Annotated in this window: 9 protein-coding genes and 1 pseudogene; 7 read left to right on the top strand and 3 right to left on the bottom strand. The window is 68.4% G+C overall.

Features of this window, described 5'->3' with window-relative positions; all coding sequences use genetic code 11:
* Position 1: 1 nt before the first annotated feature.
* Complete coding sequence (locus ABZ714_RS06255; protein WP_358823965.1) at positions 2-1453, bottom strand: ABC transporter permease; 1452 nt, start codon at positions 1451-1453, stop codon at positions 2-4.
* Between the two features lie 211 nt (positions 1454-1664).
* Here ABZ714_RS06255 and ABZ714_RS06250 point away from each other — a divergent pair, with 211 nt between their 5' ends.
* Both ABZ714_RS06250 and ABZ714_RS06245 read left to right on the top strand, forming a co-directional pair.
* The gene (locus ABZ714_RS06250; protein WP_358823964.1) at positions 1665-2327 is read left to right on the top strand and encodes a response regulator transcription factor; all 663 of its coding nucleotides are present in this window, start codon (positions 1665-1667) and stop codon (positions 2325-2327) included.
* The gene (locus tag ABZ714_RS06245) at positions 2324-3619 is read left to right on the top strand and encodes a HAMP domain-containing sensor histidine kinase (RefSeq protein WP_358823963.1); all 1296 of its coding nucleotides are present in this window, start codon (positions 2324-2326) and stop codon (positions 3617-3619) included. The genes ABZ714_RS06250 and ABZ714_RS06245 overlap by 4 nt, the downstream gene beginning before the upstream one ends.
* 233 nt (positions 3620-3852) lie before the next feature.
* On the opposite strand, the pseudogene ABZ714_RS06240 reads toward ABZ714_RS06245, so the two are convergent.
* A pseudogene (locus ABZ714_RS06240) lies at positions 3853-4044 on the bottom strand (deaminase); the annotation flags it as partial.
* A gap of 583 nt (positions 4045-4627) precedes the next feature.
* On the opposite strand from ABZ714_RS06240, the gene ABZ714_RS06235 reads away from it, so the two are divergent.
* The 5 genes from ABZ714_RS06235 to ABZ714_RS06215 all read left to right on the top strand — a co-directional run bounded on the left by ABZ714_RS06235 (position 4628) and on the right by ABZ714_RS06215 (position 17729).
* Positions 4628-6187, top strand: coding sequence for an alpha/beta hydrolase (locus ABZ714_RS06235; protein WP_358823962.1), 1560 nt, complete (start codon positions 4628-4630; stop codon positions 6185-6187).
* 373 nt (positions 6188-6560) lie between these two features.
* A complete protein-coding gene (locus ABZ714_RS06230; RefSeq protein ID WP_358823961.1) occupies positions 6561-6803 on the top strand; it encodes a hypothetical protein in 243 nt (80 codons plus the stop codon).
* Positions 6804-7319: 516 nt separating this feature from the next.
* On the top strand, positions 7320-10730 hold the full coding sequence (locus ABZ714_RS06225) for a LamG domain-containing protein (RefSeq protein ID WP_358823960.1): 3411 nt from the start codon (positions 7320-7322) through the stop codon (positions 10728-10730).
* A gap of 91 nt (positions 10731-10821) precedes the next feature.
* Positions 10822-17370, top strand: coding sequence for an RHS repeat-associated core domain-containing protein (locus ABZ714_RS06220; protein WP_358823959.1), 6549 nt, complete (start codon positions 10822-10824; stop codon positions 17368-17370).
* Positions 17349-17729, top strand: a complete 381-nt coding sequence (locus ABZ714_RS06215; RefSeq protein ID WP_358823958.1) for a hypothetical protein — start codon at positions 17349-17351, stop codon at positions 17727-17729. Before ABZ714_RS06220 ends, ABZ714_RS06215 begins: the two co-directional genes overlap by 22 nt.
* Positions 17730-17769: 40 nt before the next feature.
* Here the strand turns inward: ABZ714_RS06215 and ABZ714_RS06210 are convergent, their stop codons facing one another.
* Positions 17770-18990: an amidohydrolase gene (locus ABZ714_RS06210; RefSeq protein ID WP_358823988.1), complete on the bottom strand. Its 1221-nt coding sequence runs from the start codon at positions 18988-18990 to the stop codon at positions 17770-17772.
* Between the last annotated feature and the right edge of the window lie 118 nt (positions 18991-19108).

Here is a 19108-nt window from a genome sequence, read left to right as displayed (position 1 = left end):
ATCAGTCGCCCTTCGTCAGGATGTCGCGCGGCCGGAGCCGCAGTACGCGGACGCCGGGGACGAGTACGGCCAGGGTGGCGATACCGAGCCCGGTGGCGCCGACCTTGGCGATGTCGGCGGTGCCGAGCCGTACGTCGAGGGAGTCGACCGGCTCGGTCTCGGGCTCGTCGTCGGCGACGGTCACCGGGCCGCCCGGACCCGCGAGGGTGTTGCTCGGGTCGGTGGCGGGGTCCTCGTTCCCGGCGGATTCCTTCGCCGACGACACCTCTCCGGCCAGGAGCTGGTCCCCGACGGCCCGGGAGAGGAACTGGCTGCCCGCCGCCGCGATACCGATCGCGAGTACGGCGCAGCCGGCGACCTCCGTCAGATGCTGGCCGAGGAGGCGGGGCTTCCGCTCGCCCAGGGCGAGCAGGATGCCCAGCTCCTTTCGGCGTTCGCGGAGCGACGAGGCGATGATCAGGGCGAGGATCACGGTCCCGGCGAGGGCGACGAGCCAGACGGTGACGGTGGCGAAGTCGGCGGTCTTGGTGATCGGCCCGACGAGCTGTCTGTACTGCTTGTCGTTGACGGCCATCGGGAAGATGCCGAGATCGGCACCGGCGGCCTTCGCGTCCTTCTTCAGCCGGCCCATGTCCGCCGGGTCGGCCAGGGTGAAGGTGGCCTGCATGACCTCGCCGCCCCCGGCGCCGAGTTCCTTGTCGAAGAGGACGGTGGCGCCGTCCGGGCTGGCGTAGATCCGGTTCGCCGGGTCCATCATGGCAGGTACGTAGCGGCCGGTGTCCGCGGTGCCGCTGGTGTAGACGCCGACGACCCGGAATCCGTACTCCTTGTCGTTCTTCCGGCCGGGCTGTGGCATTCCGACCTTCAGCTTGATCCGGTCGCCGACCTTCCAGCGGTTCTGCTGGGCCAGCCGCCGCTCGACCACGATTTCGTCGCTCTTGCTCTTCGGGCCGATTCCGCGCCCGGCGACGATTTCCGCGTCGCCGTTCCGGAACGCGGACACCAGCCGCTGGTCGCGTACCCCTTCGACGCTGAGGAAGTCGGGACCCTCGCTCTGCTTTCCGTTCGGCGGCGGTACCGGCATATACATCTTCGCGCCGCCGCCGGGCAGGGCCACGGACTCCATGGTGTAGTTGCAGCCCTTGAGTACCGGCGACGCGCAGATCTTGTCGACCAGGCCGCGGCGGAGTTCCCCGGCGGGCCCGATCCCGGCGACCTCGTTGCCCTGCTGCTTCGGCGCGTTACCCGAGTTGACCAGGGCGTTGATGTCCAGCCGCATAGTGACGACCGCGCCGACGGTCTTCTTGGCATCGTCGGCGGCCCGGGCCGCGGCGGACCGGATGAGGAATCCGGAGAGCACCAGGGTGGAGATGACGGTGAAGAGGCCGACCAGTATCGCGGTTTTCCCGAGGTGGCCGGTCAGCCGCCACCACGCCCGTTTGAAGAGATTCATTACGGAGGACAACTCCCTGCCCGGTGAATTCACAATCCGCTGACGACCGTAGCCGGGCACCCTTGTGAACCGTGTTTGCCTGCTGACCGGCTCTGACGGCCGCTCATACACGGTTCACATACCGGCTCTGATAGGTGTGGACACCGGGGGGCGATCGCGCCGTGCGGCCCCCGGACATTCACAGGAACAGAAACGGGAAAGGGCCGCGATCGTGCGCGTACTGGTGGTGGAGGACGAGCGGTACATGGCCCGGGTGCTCCAGATCGGGCTGCGCCGCGAGGCGATCGCGGCCGATGTCGTCCACGACGGCACGGACGCGCTGGAGAAACTGGCGGTCTACGACTACGACGCCGTCGTCCTGGACCGTGATCTGCCCGGGGTCCACGGCGACGAGGTCTGCCGCCGGATCGTCGGTATGGGGCTGGAGTGCCGGGTACTGATGCTGACCGCCGCCGGGCGGCTGGGCGACAAGGTGGAGGGGCTGGGCCTGGGCGCGGACGACTATCTGGCGAAGCCGTTCGACTTCCCCGAACTCGTGGCCCGGCTGCGGGCGTTGTACCGGCGTACGCCCATGGCCCATCCGCCGGTGCTGGGCTTCGCCGATCTCACCTTCGACACCCATCGCCGCCGGGTGCTCCGCTCGGGCCTGGAGATCCGGCTGGCACCGAAGGAACTGGCGGTGCTGGAGCTGCTGATGCGGGCCGACGGCGGGGTGCTGAGCGCCGAGTATCTGCTGGACAAGGCGTGGGACGCGGAGACCGATCCGATGACCAACGCGGTACGGCTGGTCGTCCACACCCTGCGCCGTAAGCTCGGGGAGCCCCGGCTGGTGCAGACGGCGATCAGCGCCGGCTACTACCTGGGCACGGAGTGATCCGGCGCGCGGGGCCCGGCCGTGCGCCGGGGTCGGGCCGGACACCGGGGTCGGTCCGTACGCCGGGGCCGGTCCGTACGCCGGGGCCGGTTCGAAACCGCAGTATCCATGTCCGGCTCTTCCTCGGCTTCGCGGGCGCGCTCGTCGTCTCGGCCGTTCTGATGGTGGCCGTGATCTACACCGGGATGCGGTTCGTCCCGACGTACGACTTCCGGAACACGATCGTCCTCCCTGACACCGCCCTCCCGGACCCGTCCGACGCCGTCGTGTCGTTCCCCGAGGTCAGCACCCCGGCGGAGCTTCGGGCCGGACCGCAGGTGGACGCGGACGGCTCGATCAGCAGCAAGGAGGACGTCTGGAACACCCTGCTGTGGCTCTCGGTCGCCGGTCTGCTGCTGGTGACGGCGATCGGTCTGGCCGTCGGCTGGCGGCTGTCGAAACGCCTGCTCGCCCCGCTCGGCACCATCGGCCGGGCCGCCGCGCGGGCCGCAGACGGCCAGTTGCAGTACCGGATCAGAGCAGTGGGCCCGCCGGACGAACTCAAGTCGCTCGCGGACACCTTCGACACCATGCTGGCCCGGCTGGAGGAGTCCTTCGCCGCGCACCGGCGGTTCGCGGCCAATGCCTCGCACGAGCTGCTGACCCCGCTGGCGACCACCCGCGCGGTGCTCCAGATCGCGGCGGACGACCCCGGCGGCGAGGAGTTCGCCGAGCTGGTGCCGATGCTGGTGGAGACGAACGAACGGAACATCACGATCGTCAAGGCGCTGCTCGATCTGGCGGCGGCCGACCACACCCCGTTCGACCCCGGGCCGGTCGATCTCACGGCCCTCGCGGAGTCCGCCGCCGCCGAGCACGCGGGACGGGCGGCCTCGGCGGAGCTGCGGCTGACCGTCGACGCCGAGCCGGGCCGTACGGTCCCCGGCAACGCCACCCTGCTCCGTCAGCTGCTGCTCAACCTCCTCGACAACGCCGTCGCCTACAACGAGCCGGGCGGTACGGTCCGGCTCGCGGTGCTCCGGGGCTCGGCTGACGGGGAGACGGTGATCGAGGTGGTGAACACCGGCCCCCGGGTCGACGCGGTCGTCGCGGGGCGGGTCTTCGAGCCGTTCTACCGGCAGCGGTCACGGGTCACCAGCGACCGTTCGGGCCACGGTCTGGGCCTGGCCATCGTCCGCTCGATCGTCCACGCCCACCACGGCACGGTCACCGCGCGCGCCAACCCCGGCGGGGGTCTGACGGTACGCGCCGTACTGCCGCCGGGCCCGGCGGCGGACGGCCCCGGCGACTGACCGGCCCCACGGACGGCCGGCTCCACGGCTGGCCGGCCCGGCGGCTGACACGTACGCCCGCGAACAACCGGGCCGGGCCCGGCCCCCGGTTCAGCGCGCGATCCGGTACCGGAGACGGGTGACTCCGGTGCCCTGGACGACCTCGAAGGGCCCGTCGCACCGCATGGGCCCCCGCCCGGCTCGCCGAAGAGCGTTTTGCCCCGGCCGAGGACGACCGGTACGAGCGCGATCCGGACCTCGTCCAGCAGCCCGGCGTCCAGCGCCTGCCGGGCCGTCTCGCCGCCGTTGACCACCACGTCCTTGTCCCCGGCCAGCTCGCGCGCCCCGGCGACGGCCGCCTCGATGCCCTCGGTGACGACGACGAAGTCCTCGTCGTCCTCGGGACGGCCGTCCGGCCGCTGATGAGTGAGCAGTACCGTGGTCATGTCCATCGGGTGACGGCCGCCCCACGCCTTCGTCAGGTCGTAGAGATGACGGCCGGCGACCGGCGCGCCGGTCTCCCGCCACTCCCGCCGCACCACCTCGGCGCCGGCCGCCGAGACCCGCGGCGGCGGTACGGAGGGACCGGCGGTCGGGATCTCGGCGTCGCCGCTGCCGTACCACTGGAACAGCAGGTCGAAGCCGCTGTCCCCGGGTCCCGCGACCAAGCCGTCCAGGGACATCGTGGCGCCGGTGATGACCTTGCCGACAGTTGCCACTCTCCCTCGTCTCGTCCTCGTCGAAGGCCGGCGGCCGTCGCCGCCGTCACGGGGAGGACGGAGCCGGTTTCCCCTTCTCGACACCCCGCGCGACACCACGCGGCACCTTTTCTCCGGGTGCATCCGGCCAGGCGTGGCCGGTACACGATCGTGCCCCGGACTGACCCCGTCGGCTCGACTGCGACCGAAGAGGTACCCGGGACGAACTCCGTGACTGATGTGACGGATCGGCGCGGAACGACATGCTCGGGCACTCGGGCACATCGCAAACACCGTGCTCTATCCGTTCATTCATCAGGAGTCATGACCTATGCGATCGAAATATCTCGCACCGGCCATCGCGCTGGGAGTGCTGACGGGTCTCTCACCCGTCCTCACCGCAGGACCGGCGGCCGCGGCCGAACCCCCGGCACAGGCACCGGCGAAGGCGGCGGCCCTCGACTGGCGGGAGTGCGATATTCCGCCGGACCCCCAGAACCCGACCCCGGCCGGCGTCCGCTGTGCCACGGTCACCGTGCCGCTGGACTACCGGAATCCGCACGGAAAGAAGATCGGTATCGAACTGGCCCGGATACCGGCCGCGGATCCGGCCAAGCGGGTCGGCGCCCTCTTCCTCAATACGGGCGGCCCCGGCGGCGAGGCGGTGAACATGACGCCCACGTTGGAGGCGATGCTCCCCGGCTCGGTGAAGGACCGGTACGACCGGATCGCGGTCGATCCCCGGGGAGTGGGCCGCAGCGCCCCGCTGGCCTGCGGACTGACATCGGAGCAGGGGCAGGGCACCTATCCGTACGCGAACGGCGGCTTCGACCGGGGCGTGGCCCTGAACCGGGACTTCGCCGCGAAGTGCCGGGCGAAGTACGGGGACGACGTACTCCACTTCAGTACGCGTAACACCGCCCGGGACATGGACGCGGTCCGCGCGGCGCTCGGCGAACGGAAGTTCCACTACCTCGGCTTCTCATACGGCACCTATCTCGGCGCGGTCTACACCCAGATGTTCCCGCAGCGCGCCGGGCGGATCGTACTCGACAGCGCCGTGAACCCGAAGGACGCCTGGCGGGGCGAGTGGCGGGTATGGGGCCCGGAGTCGCAGCGGCAGTTGGAGCGCTGGACCCGCTGGGCGGCCGAGCACCCGGAGACCCATCGGCTCGGCGACACCCCGGCGAAGGTCCGCGCCTCCTTCTGGAAGCTGATCTCCGGCGCGGACCGTACACCGCTGCGGCTGGAGGGCGGCTCCATGAACGGCGACGAACTCCGGAACGCCCTCTTCGCCCACTTCGACGATGTGCGGTACGGCACGAAGCTGGTCGAGAATCTTCACCAGGTGGCGGCGGGCCGCCCGTACGAGGAGTTCCCGTCCGGCGACCTGCCGGAAGTCAGGCCCTGGGCCGATCACTTGGCCTCGCCCGTCTGGTCGATCACCTGCGCGGACGCGAGCTGGCCGAAGAACGTGGCGACGTACCGCGCCGACGCCCGCCGCGACAAGGCGCGCTATCCCCTGTACGGGGACTACGCCTCGGGCACCACGCCCTGCTCCTTCTGGAAGGACCCGGTCGAGCCCCCGACCCGGGTGGACAACTCGGTGGGCGCGCTGATCGTGCAGAACGAGTGGGACGCCCAGACCCCGCTGTCCCAGGCCAAGGCGTTGCGTGCGGATATGGAGGGCTCCCGGATGGTCCTGGTCGAGGGCGGCGAGGACCACGTCGTCTACGGCATGGGCCGGAGCGAGTGCGCGGACAAGGCGACCACCGACTACCTGGTCACGGGCAAGCTCCCCGAGGCCGACGTCGTCTGCGCCCCCAACCCGCCCGCCCCCGGGACGGCCGACCGGCCCACCCCGGCGTGGCAGAACCCGACGCTCCGCTGACCCTTCGGGAATTCGGGGATTCGGCGGAAGTGACGGGATGTCGCGCATTCGTAGGGTGACGCATTGACTCCACAACACCCCAGCGGTTGAACGCTCGACGGCTTCCAGTGAAGACCTGGAGGAGAAACCCGAACCGGAGCACCACCAGACGTATGCGGGCCGCCCTGAGCACGGTGGTGGTGGTCTGCGCGGTGGCGGCCGTCTCACCCACGGCCGCCACCGCCGTCACGAGAATCAGCGTCGCGACCGACGACGGCTGCGTCGCCGCCTCGATCACACCCGACGGCCGTAGCGTCGTCTATCTGTCGGGCCGGACACCGCCGTCCACGACATCGCTACCGGAATGGACCAACTGGCCCCGAGCGTACGGGACATGGCCATCGCCCCCACGGGCCGCTATCTGCTCCACGCCCCGAACGCCACCGGCGCCCCGTCCCTCGTCCCACGCGACCTCCGAACCGGCACGGACGAAACGGTCCCGACCGAACCGGCCACGGTCGAGGTCGACTCGGTCGGCGCCGGGGGCCGCGATGTGGTCTTCCAGTCCACGACGGACGACATCGTCCCCGGCGAGACCAACGGCAAACCGGACGTCTTCGTCCGCACGTTCTTCTGACCCGGGGGCGCCACCCCCTTGCTCACCGGGCCGCGCCCGGCGCTCCACCGCGCCGGCCGCGGCGCCGTCACGCCGGGCGCAGCCCTCGCACCCGGGCGCGGCTGACAACGGGTCCGAACTGCTATGTCAGGAAAGGAAATTCGGCCCTTGCCCGGCTGCGGAACGCGAGCACCCCGGAGGGGACCACCCACCCGCCTGGCTTGAATAGTGGCTGGTCATGGCGAGTTAGGGGCCTGGACCACTACGTAAGGCAGAGGTAAAGTCACCGCGATCTTCACATGATCTTTAACTTTCGAGGGTGCGGTGAACAGGGTTCTGTACGGCCGGAGGACGGTTCGTGGTGTCGCGTCGACAGGGCTGGTGTTGCTGCTCGCCGCCGGGTTGTCGGCGGAGTCTCTGTCGGCTACCGCGGTAGCCACTCCTGTTGTTGCGGGGGGTACCGAGGCCCCGGTTGAACTGGGTGGTGTACCGGCAACCGACGAGGCGCGCGGCAAGTCCTTCTGGCATGACGACGCATTGCCGGAGGCCGGTCCCGAGCAGATCGCCTCGCGGCAGGCCGTGGCCGAGGGGCGCAGTGTCGAGGTGTCGGCGCTGACGGGTGAGACGAGCCGGACGCTGGCGAACAGTGACGGAACGTTCACTCTGGAGTCGTCGCCGGTGGTGGAGCGGGTGCGCCGGGCCGGTGGCTGGGTGCCGGTGGACCCGACGCTGGTGAAGCGGGCCGATGGGCGTCCGGTGCCGAAGGCGGCACAGGACGTGGTGTTGTCGGGCGGCGGTTCGGTTGATCCGCTGGCCCGGATCAGCCGGGACGGGAAGTCCTACGAGCTGGGGTCGCCCTGGCCGCTTCCCGTTCCTCGTCTGTCCGGTTCGATGGCGGTGTACGAAGGTGTGCGTCCGGGTGTCGACCTGGTGGTCGACGTCCGGCCGGACGGTTTCACACAGAACCTGGTACTGCACAACCGTGCCGCCGCGTCCGATCCCGCCCTGCGGTCGATCCGGTTCCCGGTCAGGACGCAGGGTCTGTCGGTGAGGTCGGACGCCAACGGAAACGTGTCGATCACCGATGAGGCCAACCGGTCGGTGTTCACCACCAGTGCGGCCCTGATGTGGGACTCCACCACTCCTTCCGGCGCTCCCGCGGCCCGCTCCGCCGCCCGGGTCGGCGCGGCCTCGGTGGCCCCTTCGCCGGAGGGGTCGGTACTGCCGGATCCCGGATCCCGTACGGCGGTCGCCTCGGTGGCCGTGGCGGATCAGACGCTGTCGGTCTCCCCCGACCAGGGTTTCCTGGCGGCACCGGAGACCACGTATCCGGTGGTGATCGATCCGCCGGCCGTCACGGGCACCCTGACGGGCTGGACCACCCTCTGGTCGAACATGCCGTCGACCTCGTTCTGGAAGACGTCCCACGCGCTGGGTGTCGGCTATGACGCATGGGTGGACAACAAGAAGTCCCGGTCGCTGTTCCAGTTCGACACCCGGAAGGTCGCGGGGAAGAAGATCCTGGACGCGACGTTCACCTCCTACGCCATCTGGTCGGCCAACTGCACTCCGAAGGACGTCGGCCTCTACCGGACCCGGTCGATCTCCAGCGGCACGAACTGGGGATCGAACGGGAATCTCGGTTGGTCGTTCGTGAGCAAGGTATCGGCGGCCAAGGGGTTCTCGGCGAACTGCCCGGACGGTGACATCGAGTTCAACGCCACCTCGGCCGTGGCGCACACCGCGAACGCGAAGTCGGCGACGACGACTCTGGGGCTGACGGCGGACGAGTCGGACCCCTACGCGTGGAAGCAGTTCATGTCCCCGGCCGACCCCCGGGCGGGCGCCGACCGCAAGCCCCGGCTGTCGATCACCTACGTGTCCCCGGTCGACACGGCTCCCTCGTACACGAAGCTGGCGAACCCGAACCTCGCGTGCTCGTCGAAGACAAGCCCGGCGCTCATCAGGACTCGCACGCCACGGCTCACCGCGACACCGACGTCCAAGGACGGCTCGCAGGCATCCCTGCGGCCTAAATTCGACATCTACAACACCACCACCAGCAGCCCCAAGCTGCACACCTTGACACCCAGCACGTGGACAGGGTCCGGTACCGCCGGATCCGTGACCACACCGCAGCTCGACGACGGCATGGTGTACAGCTTCTGGGCCGCCACGGAGTACCGGTACACCCACCGCGGCACCACGTCCACGATGACCGGTCCCTACACGGGCTGCTACTTCAAGATCGACATCACGGCACCGCCCCAGCCGACCATCACCTCGGCCACCTATCCGCCTTGCGCGGCAGAGGACTGTGCAGGTGTTTCCGAGACCGGCGGGGTCGGGGCACCTAGTACCTTCACCATCGCGGCTGGAGCGCCGGACGTACGCCGCTATGACATCTCCCTCAATGGTGTCCTGGTGGAGACCAAGATCTTCAGCTCGAATACGGCGAGCTATCAGGCCACCGTGGTGCCCGACAAGAAGGGCACCAACAGGTTGCGGGTCGAGACCGTGGACGCTGCCGGGTACAGAAGCGCCCACAACGACTACCTGTTCAACGTGGCCGCCGGCAGCACCCCGGTAGGGCAGTGGCCGCTGGACGACAACACGGGCACCACGTCCGCCGACACCAGCGGCTCGGCGCACACCATGACCCTCAGCCAACCGTCGTGGACGGACAAGGCACGTCTCGGCGGGGGCCTCAAGGGCGCGGGCTCGACCACGTACGCCGCCACCGCGAACAAGGTCGTGAACACCGGCCAGAGCTTCGCCGTCGCCGCCTGGGTCAAGCTGGACAGCCGTAGCCAGACGACCGTGTTGCAGCAGCGCGGCACCACGACGGGCGCGTTCCAGCTGTACTACTCGCAGGGCTACGACCGGTGGATCTTCAACCGGTACGCGGCCGACGCCACGGACGCCCAGACCACGATCACCCGTGCGGTGTCGCAGCGGGCTCCGGTCGTCGGGGCCTGGACCCACCTCATGGGTGTGTACGACGATCGCGCCAAGAAGATCCGCCTCTACGTCAACGGCGTCGAGGAAGGCACGGCCGAGTTCACCACCCCCTGGGCGGGGAACGGGCCGCTGGAGATCGGCCGGTGGGGAACCGAGCCCCAGTTGGCGGGCGATGTCGACCACGTCCAGGTCTGGAACCGGGCGGTGTTCCCCGACGAGCTGCCCGCGATCGTCAACCTCGAGGACCCCGCGACCGGGCATCCGCGATCCGCTGCCCTGGCCCACTGGACGATGGACGGCCCCGCCGCGTCGACCAGCGCCCCCGACGCCTCGGGCCGCGGCAACCACCTCGCCTTCCACCAGAACGCGTCCCTGGACACCACCGACGACCACGGCCGGGGCAGCGTCCTGCTGCTCAACAACCAGAGTGGCAGCTACGCGACCTCCAACACCGCGGTGGATCCCAACGGTAGCTTCACCGTGGCCGGGTGGGTCGACCTCGCGCACTACCCGCTCCTGGACGACACGACCATCGCCCACTCCCCGACCATCTTCTCCCTGCCCGGAACCCAACGGGATGCCCTGCGCATGTGGTACCGGCAGGAAGCCGGGCAGACCATGGGCACCTGGCGGTTCGCCCTGATGGCGGACGACATCCTCGGCGGCCCGGCGGCGGAGGTCGTCTCCGAGCCGTCGAACACTCCCACCGGTTGGGTCCATCTCACCGCCGTCTTCAACGCGCCCGACCAGTCGCTGAAGATCTATCTCGGCGGTGTCCGGCAGGGCGCCGAGCAGGGTGTCCTGTCCAAGGGAGCCTTCCAGCCCGGCGGCCCGCTGACCGTCGGCCGCGGCCGACGCCATGACACCGGCGCCATCGGCAACCACTTCGGCGGCCGGCTCGACGACCTCCGCGTGTACGCGGGTGTGCTGTCCGAGCCCCAGATCACCGCCCTGGTGAATGCCGACGCTCCCGTCGAAATCGGCTGACCGGACCACCTTCCTTCCCTCCCGATTCAACCCCCAGCGGGGTGGGGCCCTCGCGGGCCTCACCCCGCCTTCACCCATGAGGAGAACCGTTTTGCCATTCATCAGACCCGACCGGCCACCACGGTCCCGAAGAGGGCTGAAGCGCCGTCGTACGGCCACTGTCGCGGTACCCGTGGTGCTCGCCCTCACCGCGACCCTCATAGCGGCCTCACCCGCCCCCGAGGATCCGTTCACCCGGGACCACACCGCCTTGGTGAAGCCGGACTACGGCAAGGCCGAGCCCTTCAAGGCCAAGCACCGGCAGGTCACCGACCCGACCGTGGCGGCGGCCGAGAAGACCCGGGCCCTCGCCGCCGCTCCCGTCGCCTGGCCCGTGGCGGGCACGGCGGAGCACACCATTCCCGCCCCGGCCACGACCGTCGCCAAGACGAATACGAAGTCGGGCTCCCAGGTGAAGGCGGCGACCGGCCCGGTCTCCCTCGCACCCGCCCGCACGGATGCCAAGGCCCGCAGCGCCAAGACCGCGGCGCCCGCGACACCGGCCAAGGCCACCGTGAAGATCCTGGACCGGGCCGCCACCGATCGCCTCGGCATCCAGGGCGTCGTCCTCACCGTTCAGCGTGCCGACGGCAAGCCGGATCCCTCCGCCCTGTCCGTCGGCGTCGACTACCGGGGCTTCGCCCACGCCTACGGCGGCAACTGGTCCTCGCGGCTGCGTATGGTCCAGCTGCCCGCCTGCGCGCTGACCACCCCGAACAAGCCGGCTTGCCGCACCACGAAGCCGGTCCCGTCGACGAACGACAGCACCGCCCAGACGGTCACGGCCCAGGTCACCACGCCCAAGGCCGCGACCGGAGCCCGTAGCACTCCGGCCGTCCTGGCACTCTCCGCAGGGGCCGCCTCCGACCGCGGCACCTATGAGGCCACGGCCCTCTCCCCCTCGGCCACCTGGTCCGGCGGCGGTTCCACGGGCGGCTTCTCCTGGTCCTACCCGCTGGCCACCGTTCCGGCCCCCGCGGGTCCGGCCCCGGCGCTGTCCATCGGCTACTCGTCCCAGAGCGTCGACGGCCGTACCTCCGCCACCAGCGCGCAGCCGTCGTGGATCGGCGAGGGCTTCGACCTTCCCACCTCGTACATCGAGCGTTCCTACGCCTCCTGTGACGACGACGGGCAGAAGGACAAGTACGACCTGTGCTGGAAGGAGGAGAACGCCTCCATCGTCCTGAACGGCAAGTCCAGCACCCTGGTCAAGGACAAGACCAGCGGCGTCTGGCGGCTGCAGGGCGACGACGGCGAGCGCGTCACCCGGGGGCTGGGGGCGCCCAACGGGGACGAAGGTGACACCGGAGCGTCGGGCGACACGGGTGAGCACTGGACGGTGACCACCACCGACGGCACCCAGTACGTCTTCGGCAAGAACCAGCTCCCCGGTTGGAGCACCGGCAAGCCCGAGACCAACTCGGTGTGGACCGTCCCGGTCTACGGCGACGACTCCGGCGAGCCCGGCTACGGCTCCGGAACGAGTTTCGCGGGACGGGCGAAGAAGCAGGCGTGGCGCTGGAACCTCGACTACGTCGTGGACCCCAACGGCAACGTCATGTCCTACTGGTACGCCAAGGAGTTCAACTCCTACGCCCAGAACGGCACCACGGGCAACGGCACCGAGTACGTTCGCGGCGGCCATCTCCAGCGGATCGACTACGGGCAGCGCACCGACACGGTCTTCTCTACCACGCAGCCCGCGGCGGCCCGGGTGAAGTTCGATGTCATGGAGCGGTGTGTGCCCGTCTCCGGCAAGGAGACCTGCACCAATCTGACGGCCACCAATCGCGCCGCCTGGCCCGATGTCCCCTTCGACCAGATCTGCCAGAAGAACACGGTCTGTACGGACAAGCCGTCGCCGTCCTTCTTCAGCCGGAAGAAGCTGAAGACCGTCACCACCCAGGTCTACAAGGGCACCGGCACCGGGGTGGAGGCCGACTACCGGTCCGTCAACGCCTGGGCACTGGACTCCAACTTTCCCAGCCCCGGCGACGGATCCAGCCCCGGACTGTGGCTGAAGTCCATCCAGCACACCGGCATGTCCGGCACCCCCATCACCCTTCCCTCGGTCGGGTTCTCCGGTATCCAGCTCCACAACCGGGTCGACAAGACCGGCGACGACGTCCCGCCGTTCATCAAATGGCGGGTCCGGGCCGTCACCTCGGAGACGGGGTCGGTCCTCAACGTCAACTACTCCGGGCAGGACTGTCTCGCCGGGGTCAATGTCCCGGCGCTCGACAAGAACACCCGCCGCTGCTACCCGGTCAAGTGGATCCCGCCGTCCAACCCGACCCCCGGGACCGACCCCCAGCCGCGTACGGACTGGTTCCACAAGTACGTCGTCAACCAGGTCACCGAGTCCGATCCGGCGGGCGGCGCGCCGCTCAAGCAGACCGACTACACGTACCACGACGGTGCCGCCTGGGCGTACGACGACCAGTCGCCGATCACTCCGGCGAAGTACCGGACCTGGGGTATCTGGCGCGGCTACCAGAAGGTCACCACCACGACCGGTGAGGCCGCGGGCATCCGGAGCAAGAGCACCGGCCTCTTCTACCGGGGCATGCACGGCGACAAGCAGCTCGACAACACCACCCGCACGGCGACGGTCACCGACTCCCAGGGCACCGCGGTCACCGACGCCGAGCAGTACGCCGGTCAGGTCCGCGAGGAGATCACCTACAACGGGACGGCGGGTCCGGAGATCTCCGGCACCATCACCACCCCGTGGTCCCGGACCAGTGCCACCGCTACACCCGACTACGGCACCGTCAACGCGTATATGACGCGTACGGCCCAGTCCGTGCAGCGCACCCCGGTGCCCGGCGGCGGACACATCACCTCCGTCTCGAAGACGACGTACGACCACGCCAGCGGCCTGCCGCTGACCGTGGAGACCGAGGGCGGCGGCCAGAAGGACTGCACCCGTACCGAGTACGTGGTCAACACCACGGCCTGGATCCTCAACCTGCCGAAGCGGGTCGAGAAGGTCTCCGTCGGCTGCGACGCCACCCCCAACAGGACCGGCGACCCGCAGACCACGGATGTCCTCTCCGACAACCGGATCTCGTACGACGGCCAGGCGTACGGTGTCGCTCCTACCAAAGGCAACGCAACCAAAGCCGAACGCGTCACCGGCTATGCTGCCGGTGTTCCCGAAGTCCAGACAGTAGGCACGGCCAAGGCCGATGCGCTGGGCCGGGCAACCGAGGCATTCGACGCAAATGGAACGCGCACTGTCCACGTCGAGTACACCCCGGCTACTGGCGGCCCCCTCACGGGAAAGACGGAAACCAACGCACTAGGCCACACCATCACCACGGAAGTCATCCCCGATTGGGGGGTCAACAAGGCGCATATCGACCCCAACGGAGGGCGCACCGAAAGCAACTACGACGCACTCGGCCGTGTCACGGACATCTGGTTGGCTGATCGCAATCGCGAAGCTGGCCAGACCCCGAACAACAAGTTTGAATACCAAGTCCAGCGTGGCGCCGCGTCCTGGGTGGCCAGCAAGTCGCTCAACAATGACGGCACCACCTACCGGACCTCGTACGCGATCTTCGACTCCCTGCTCCGTCCCCGGCAGACCCAGGTCCCGGCGGCCGTCGGAAGCGGTCGCGTTGTCGCCGAGACCCTCTATGACTCCCGCGGCCTCGAGGTGCAAACTACAGCGGATTACATCGACACCACGGCCCCTTCGGGCAGGCTCGCCAATCTCCTCACCACCGCTCCTGCTGGCAGCCGCACGGTCTACGACGGCGGCGGACGGCCGACCACGCAGATTGCCCTGGTCCAGGAACAAGAGCACTCCCGAACCACCACTACCTACGAAGGCAACTCGACCACCGTCGAACCCCCGGCCGGAGCCTCGGCCGTCCGCGAAACCACCGACAGCCGCGGGCGCATTGCCGAGAAGCGGGAGTACGACGGCAACACCGCGACCGGCCACTTCACCAAGCTGACCTACGCTTACGACCACGCCGACCGGCTCACCCAGGTAAAGGACAACGACAACAACACCTGGTCCTACAGCTACGACTTCCTCGGCCGCAAGACGCAGGCCCGAGACCCCGACGCCGGAACCAACAAGTCCGAGTACGACAACCTCGACCGGGTCAGCGTCACCGAGGATGCCCGCGGCACGATCCTCAGCCACACTTACGACGCCATAGGCCGGCCGACCGGGGAGCTGACCGGCCGGATTCCCGTCGTCAACGGCCAGCCGGTCATCGACGACTCCAAATACCTCTCCCGCTGGTCGTACGACACCATCGCCAAGGGGAAGCTCACTTCCTCCATCCGCTACGACGGCGGTAAGAACGGCAAGGTCTACGCCACCACCAACGCCTCCTACGACAAGCTCTACCGGGTCCTGCGCGAGCAGCACACCGTCAGCACCGCCGAAGGCGCGCTGGCCGGAGCCACCGGCATCTACACCATCACCAACGCCTACAACAACGACGGCACCCTCCAGCGGCGCACCATCCCCGCCATGGGTGGGCTCGATCAGGAAACCCTGGTCTACGGCTACAACGCCCAGCGGATGCCCGACACCCTTCAGGGCCTGACCGGCATCGTTCAGTCGACCGCGTACCTCCCCGCCGGGGAGAAGATCCGTACCACCCTCGGTGTCTCCTCCACCGCCAAGTGGACCGAGATCAACCGGTTCTACGAGGACGGCACCAAGCGCCTCGCCCGGCAGACGGTCGTCACCGAGAGCCGCACGGGCACCGACTCGGACGTCTACTACCGCTACGACCTGGCGGGCAACCCCGTCGAGGTGGACGACCGCTCCACCGCCCAGGGCGACAAGCAGTGCTACACCTATGACGGCCACCGGCGCCTGAAGAGCGCCTGGACCGCCACCACCGACTGCGCGACCGCGCCCACGACGGCCAATGTCGGAGGCGTCGCCCCCTACTGGGTCTCGTACACCTACGACAGCGCCGGGAACCGCAAGACGGCCGTCGACCACCTGGCGACCGGCGGCGCCGCGACGACCACGTACAACCACGACCTGACCAGCGGCCAGACCCCGCGTCCCCATCTGCTGACCGGGACGTCCACCACACCCGCCGACCCCACCCGGCCCGCCACGAGCTACACCTACGACGCGGCCGGCAACACCGTCACCCGCACCACGGGCACCGGGGCCGACGCCAAGACCCAGACCCTGGAGTGGGGTCCCGAGAACGCCCTCGAAAGCGTCAAGGAAGCCGACAACACCACCACCAGCTACCTCAACGACGCCAACGGCAACCGGCTCATCCGCCGCGACGCCACCGGCACGACCCTCCACGTCGGCGAAACCGAACTCCGCCTCGACAAGGCAACCAACACCGTCGAGGCCACCCGCTACTACAGCCACGACGGCCAGATCGTCGCCGTCCGCACCCCCGACAAACTGACCTGGACGGCAACGGACCACAACGGCACGGCCAACCTCCAGGTCGACGCCGCCACCCAGGCCCTCACCCGCCGCCACTCCCGCCCCTTCGGCGAAGACCGCGGCGCCGCACCCCAGACGTGGACGGGCGACAAGGGCTTCGTCGGCGGCACGGAGGACCCCACAGGCCTCACCCACATAGGAGCCCGCGAATACGACCCCACGACGGGCCGCTTCATCAGCGCCGACCCGATAGCGGACCTCAAGGACCCGCAACAGATCAACGGCTACGCCTACAGCAACAACAACCCCGTCACCTTCGCCGACCCCGACGGCAAATTCTGGGGTGCCTTCGTCAAGTTCTACAAGGCAGTAGTCACTTACGTGACGTCTCAGGTCCATCAAACTTACAGAAGTAAGTCGAGCGGCAGGAGCTCCGGTGGATCTTCTCGGTCAGGAGGTATGTCAGCGCAAGGGGGAGCGAACTACTCAGGCGGAAGCAGCAGCATAGGCTGCGGCGCTACTTATCCCGCCTATAAAGCCCACTGCACTTCCGAGCCTGTAGATCCGCAGTCGTGGGGGGACGCATGGAAAGCCATAGCTAAATCCGGGGCGGCTGGCATCGACTTCCTCCTGGGGGTTGCAGACGCCATAGAGAAAGGCACAGAACCTCAATGCCAATTCGGCGCCGACTGCGGCTTGCAGGATGACTACCGCGAGAAAGTCAAAGAGTACGGAATCGACCCAAGCAGCAAAGATTATCAAGACTCGAAAAATTCACTCGAGATAGCATCTTACGTCACAGGAGCTTTCGGCGTCGCCCGCTCGCTCGCAAGGGGAATTCTGGGGCTCGCCGGAAAAAAGAAGGCTGTCCCCACGGTAAAATTGATTGACGGGTGGCTTCCCGAAAGTGTCCTAGAAAAAATTCCAGGCCATCTCAACGCCCCCATACCCAACAAAAAGGGAGTGGGCCTCCGATGGCTGGGACCAAAGCAGGATTCCATCCGAATAGATAAAGGTAACCCCAACAATCCGCAACCTTTTCAGCAAGTACATCACGTCGTAATCAATTCACGTGGCGTAGTCATTGGGCGCAACGGAAAGCCGCTAAACGGCGCGATCAAAAAGAACTACGAGAACGCCTACCAGGCGCACATACCATTGGACGAGTGGCTCACATGGGAGACATGGAATTCCCCGAAAAGGTAAATGTCGAATTCCCGAGCCTGCGCCTGCAGGTTCTGGACGGACTCGAAGCCCTAGCGGATGTCAACTACCAACGGCGAGTCTGGGTAGACAGAAATCTCAATCCAGGCGAGCTGCTCTACGACCTGACAATGGCCGTCAACGCTCTCGATGATGTTCGTGCACTTGACCATCCAGAAGAAGAAGTTGGTTCGATTTTTCGCACAGAAAAGGAGGCTACTGCCATGCTCCGAGTCTCCGCGATACTTGTCCCTTTGATTGAAAAGCTTGGCGAATCTCCCGATGTTACCTACATCAATTCACCGGAATGGCCTGGCGTAGTGGAGGCCGCAACAGCAGCTTTGCTTGCCCTGAATGAATAAAGACGGGCGGGGCCATTCTTCGTGACTGGCCCCGCCTCCGTCAGGCGCTCAGCAGCGCCGCTGCCGTGAAGAGTTCGACGCCTACCCGGATCGCCTCTTCGTCCACGTCGAAGTCGCCCCGGTGGAGGTCCCGGCGGACCGTGTCGCCGGGGCGGCGGACTCCCAGGCGGGCCATCGCGCCCGGGACGTGTTCCAGGTACCAGGAGAAGTCCTCGCCGCCGAGGCTCTGTTCCGTGTCCTCGACCGTGTGGGCGCCGCGGCGGGCCGTCTGGGCCGCGCGGAGGAGGTCGGTGACCGTGGGGTCGTTGACGACCGGGGGGACTCCGCGGATGTAGTCGATCTGGGACTTCGCCCGGTGGACCGTCGCGATCTCGTCGATCGCCGCGTGCACCAGGTCCGGCGCCTCGCGCCAGGTCTCCAGGTCGAGGCAGCGTACGGTTCCGGACATTTCCGCGTGCTGGGGGATCACATTGCAGGCGTGGCCGGATTCGATCCGTCCCCAGGTGACCGCGAGCCCGGACCGGGCGTCGACGCGGCGGGCGATCATCGCCGGGACCTCGGTGACGATCTTCGCCGCCGCCGTGACGAGGTCGGTGGTGAGGTGGGGGCGGGCGGTGTGGCCGCCGGGGCCGTCGAGGGTGATCTCCAGGCGGTCGCAGGCGGAGGTGATCGCACCGGGCCGCAGTCCGATGGATCCCGCGTCGACCTTGGGGTCGCAGTGCACGGCGATGATCCGTCCGACCCCGTCGAGCACCCCGGAGTCGATCGCGTCCGGCGCGCCGCCCGGCAGGACCTCCTCGGCCGGCTGGAAGACCAGCCTGACCGGCGCGGGCAGCAGCCCGGCGCGGTCCAGCTCGGCGAGTACGAGCCCGGCGCCGAGGACGGCCGTGGTGTGGACGTCGTGTCCGCAGGCGTGGGCCCGGTCCGGCACGGTCGAGCGGTACGGGACCGTCGTCTTGGTGTCCGGGATGGGCAGGGCGTCGATGTCCGCGCGGATCGCCAGCATCGGCGCGACCCCGTCCCAGGTGCCGATGTCACAGACGAGTCCGGTGCCCACCGCCAGGACGCGCGGCGCGAGCCCGGCCGCCTCCAGCCGGTTCTTGATCGCCGTGGTGGTACGGAACTCCTGGTTGCCCAGCTCCGGATGCATATGGAGGTCGCGACGGAAAGCGATCAGCTCGGCACACAGCGTTTCGGACAGTGTGCCGGGCAGGGCGACGCTCCCGGACGGTTCGGTTTCGGACTCGGAATCGCGGGACATCAGTTGGTTCACCTGTTGAAGAGTAGGCCCAGCAGGGGGTCAACTGCCCACTGATCAAAGAAAGTTCAATCGGTTAGGGGAAGAAAACACCGGCGCACGTGCATGGCTTCCCACCCGT

It is taken from the genome of Streptomyces sp. NPDC006798, from assembly GCF_040635975.1.
Classification (GTDB): Bacteria; Actinomycetota; Actinomycetes; order Streptomycetales; family Streptomycetaceae; genus Streptomyces.
Note: the sequence above shows the minus strand (reverse complement) of the source record. Positions and strands in the feature narration are given on the sequence as shown.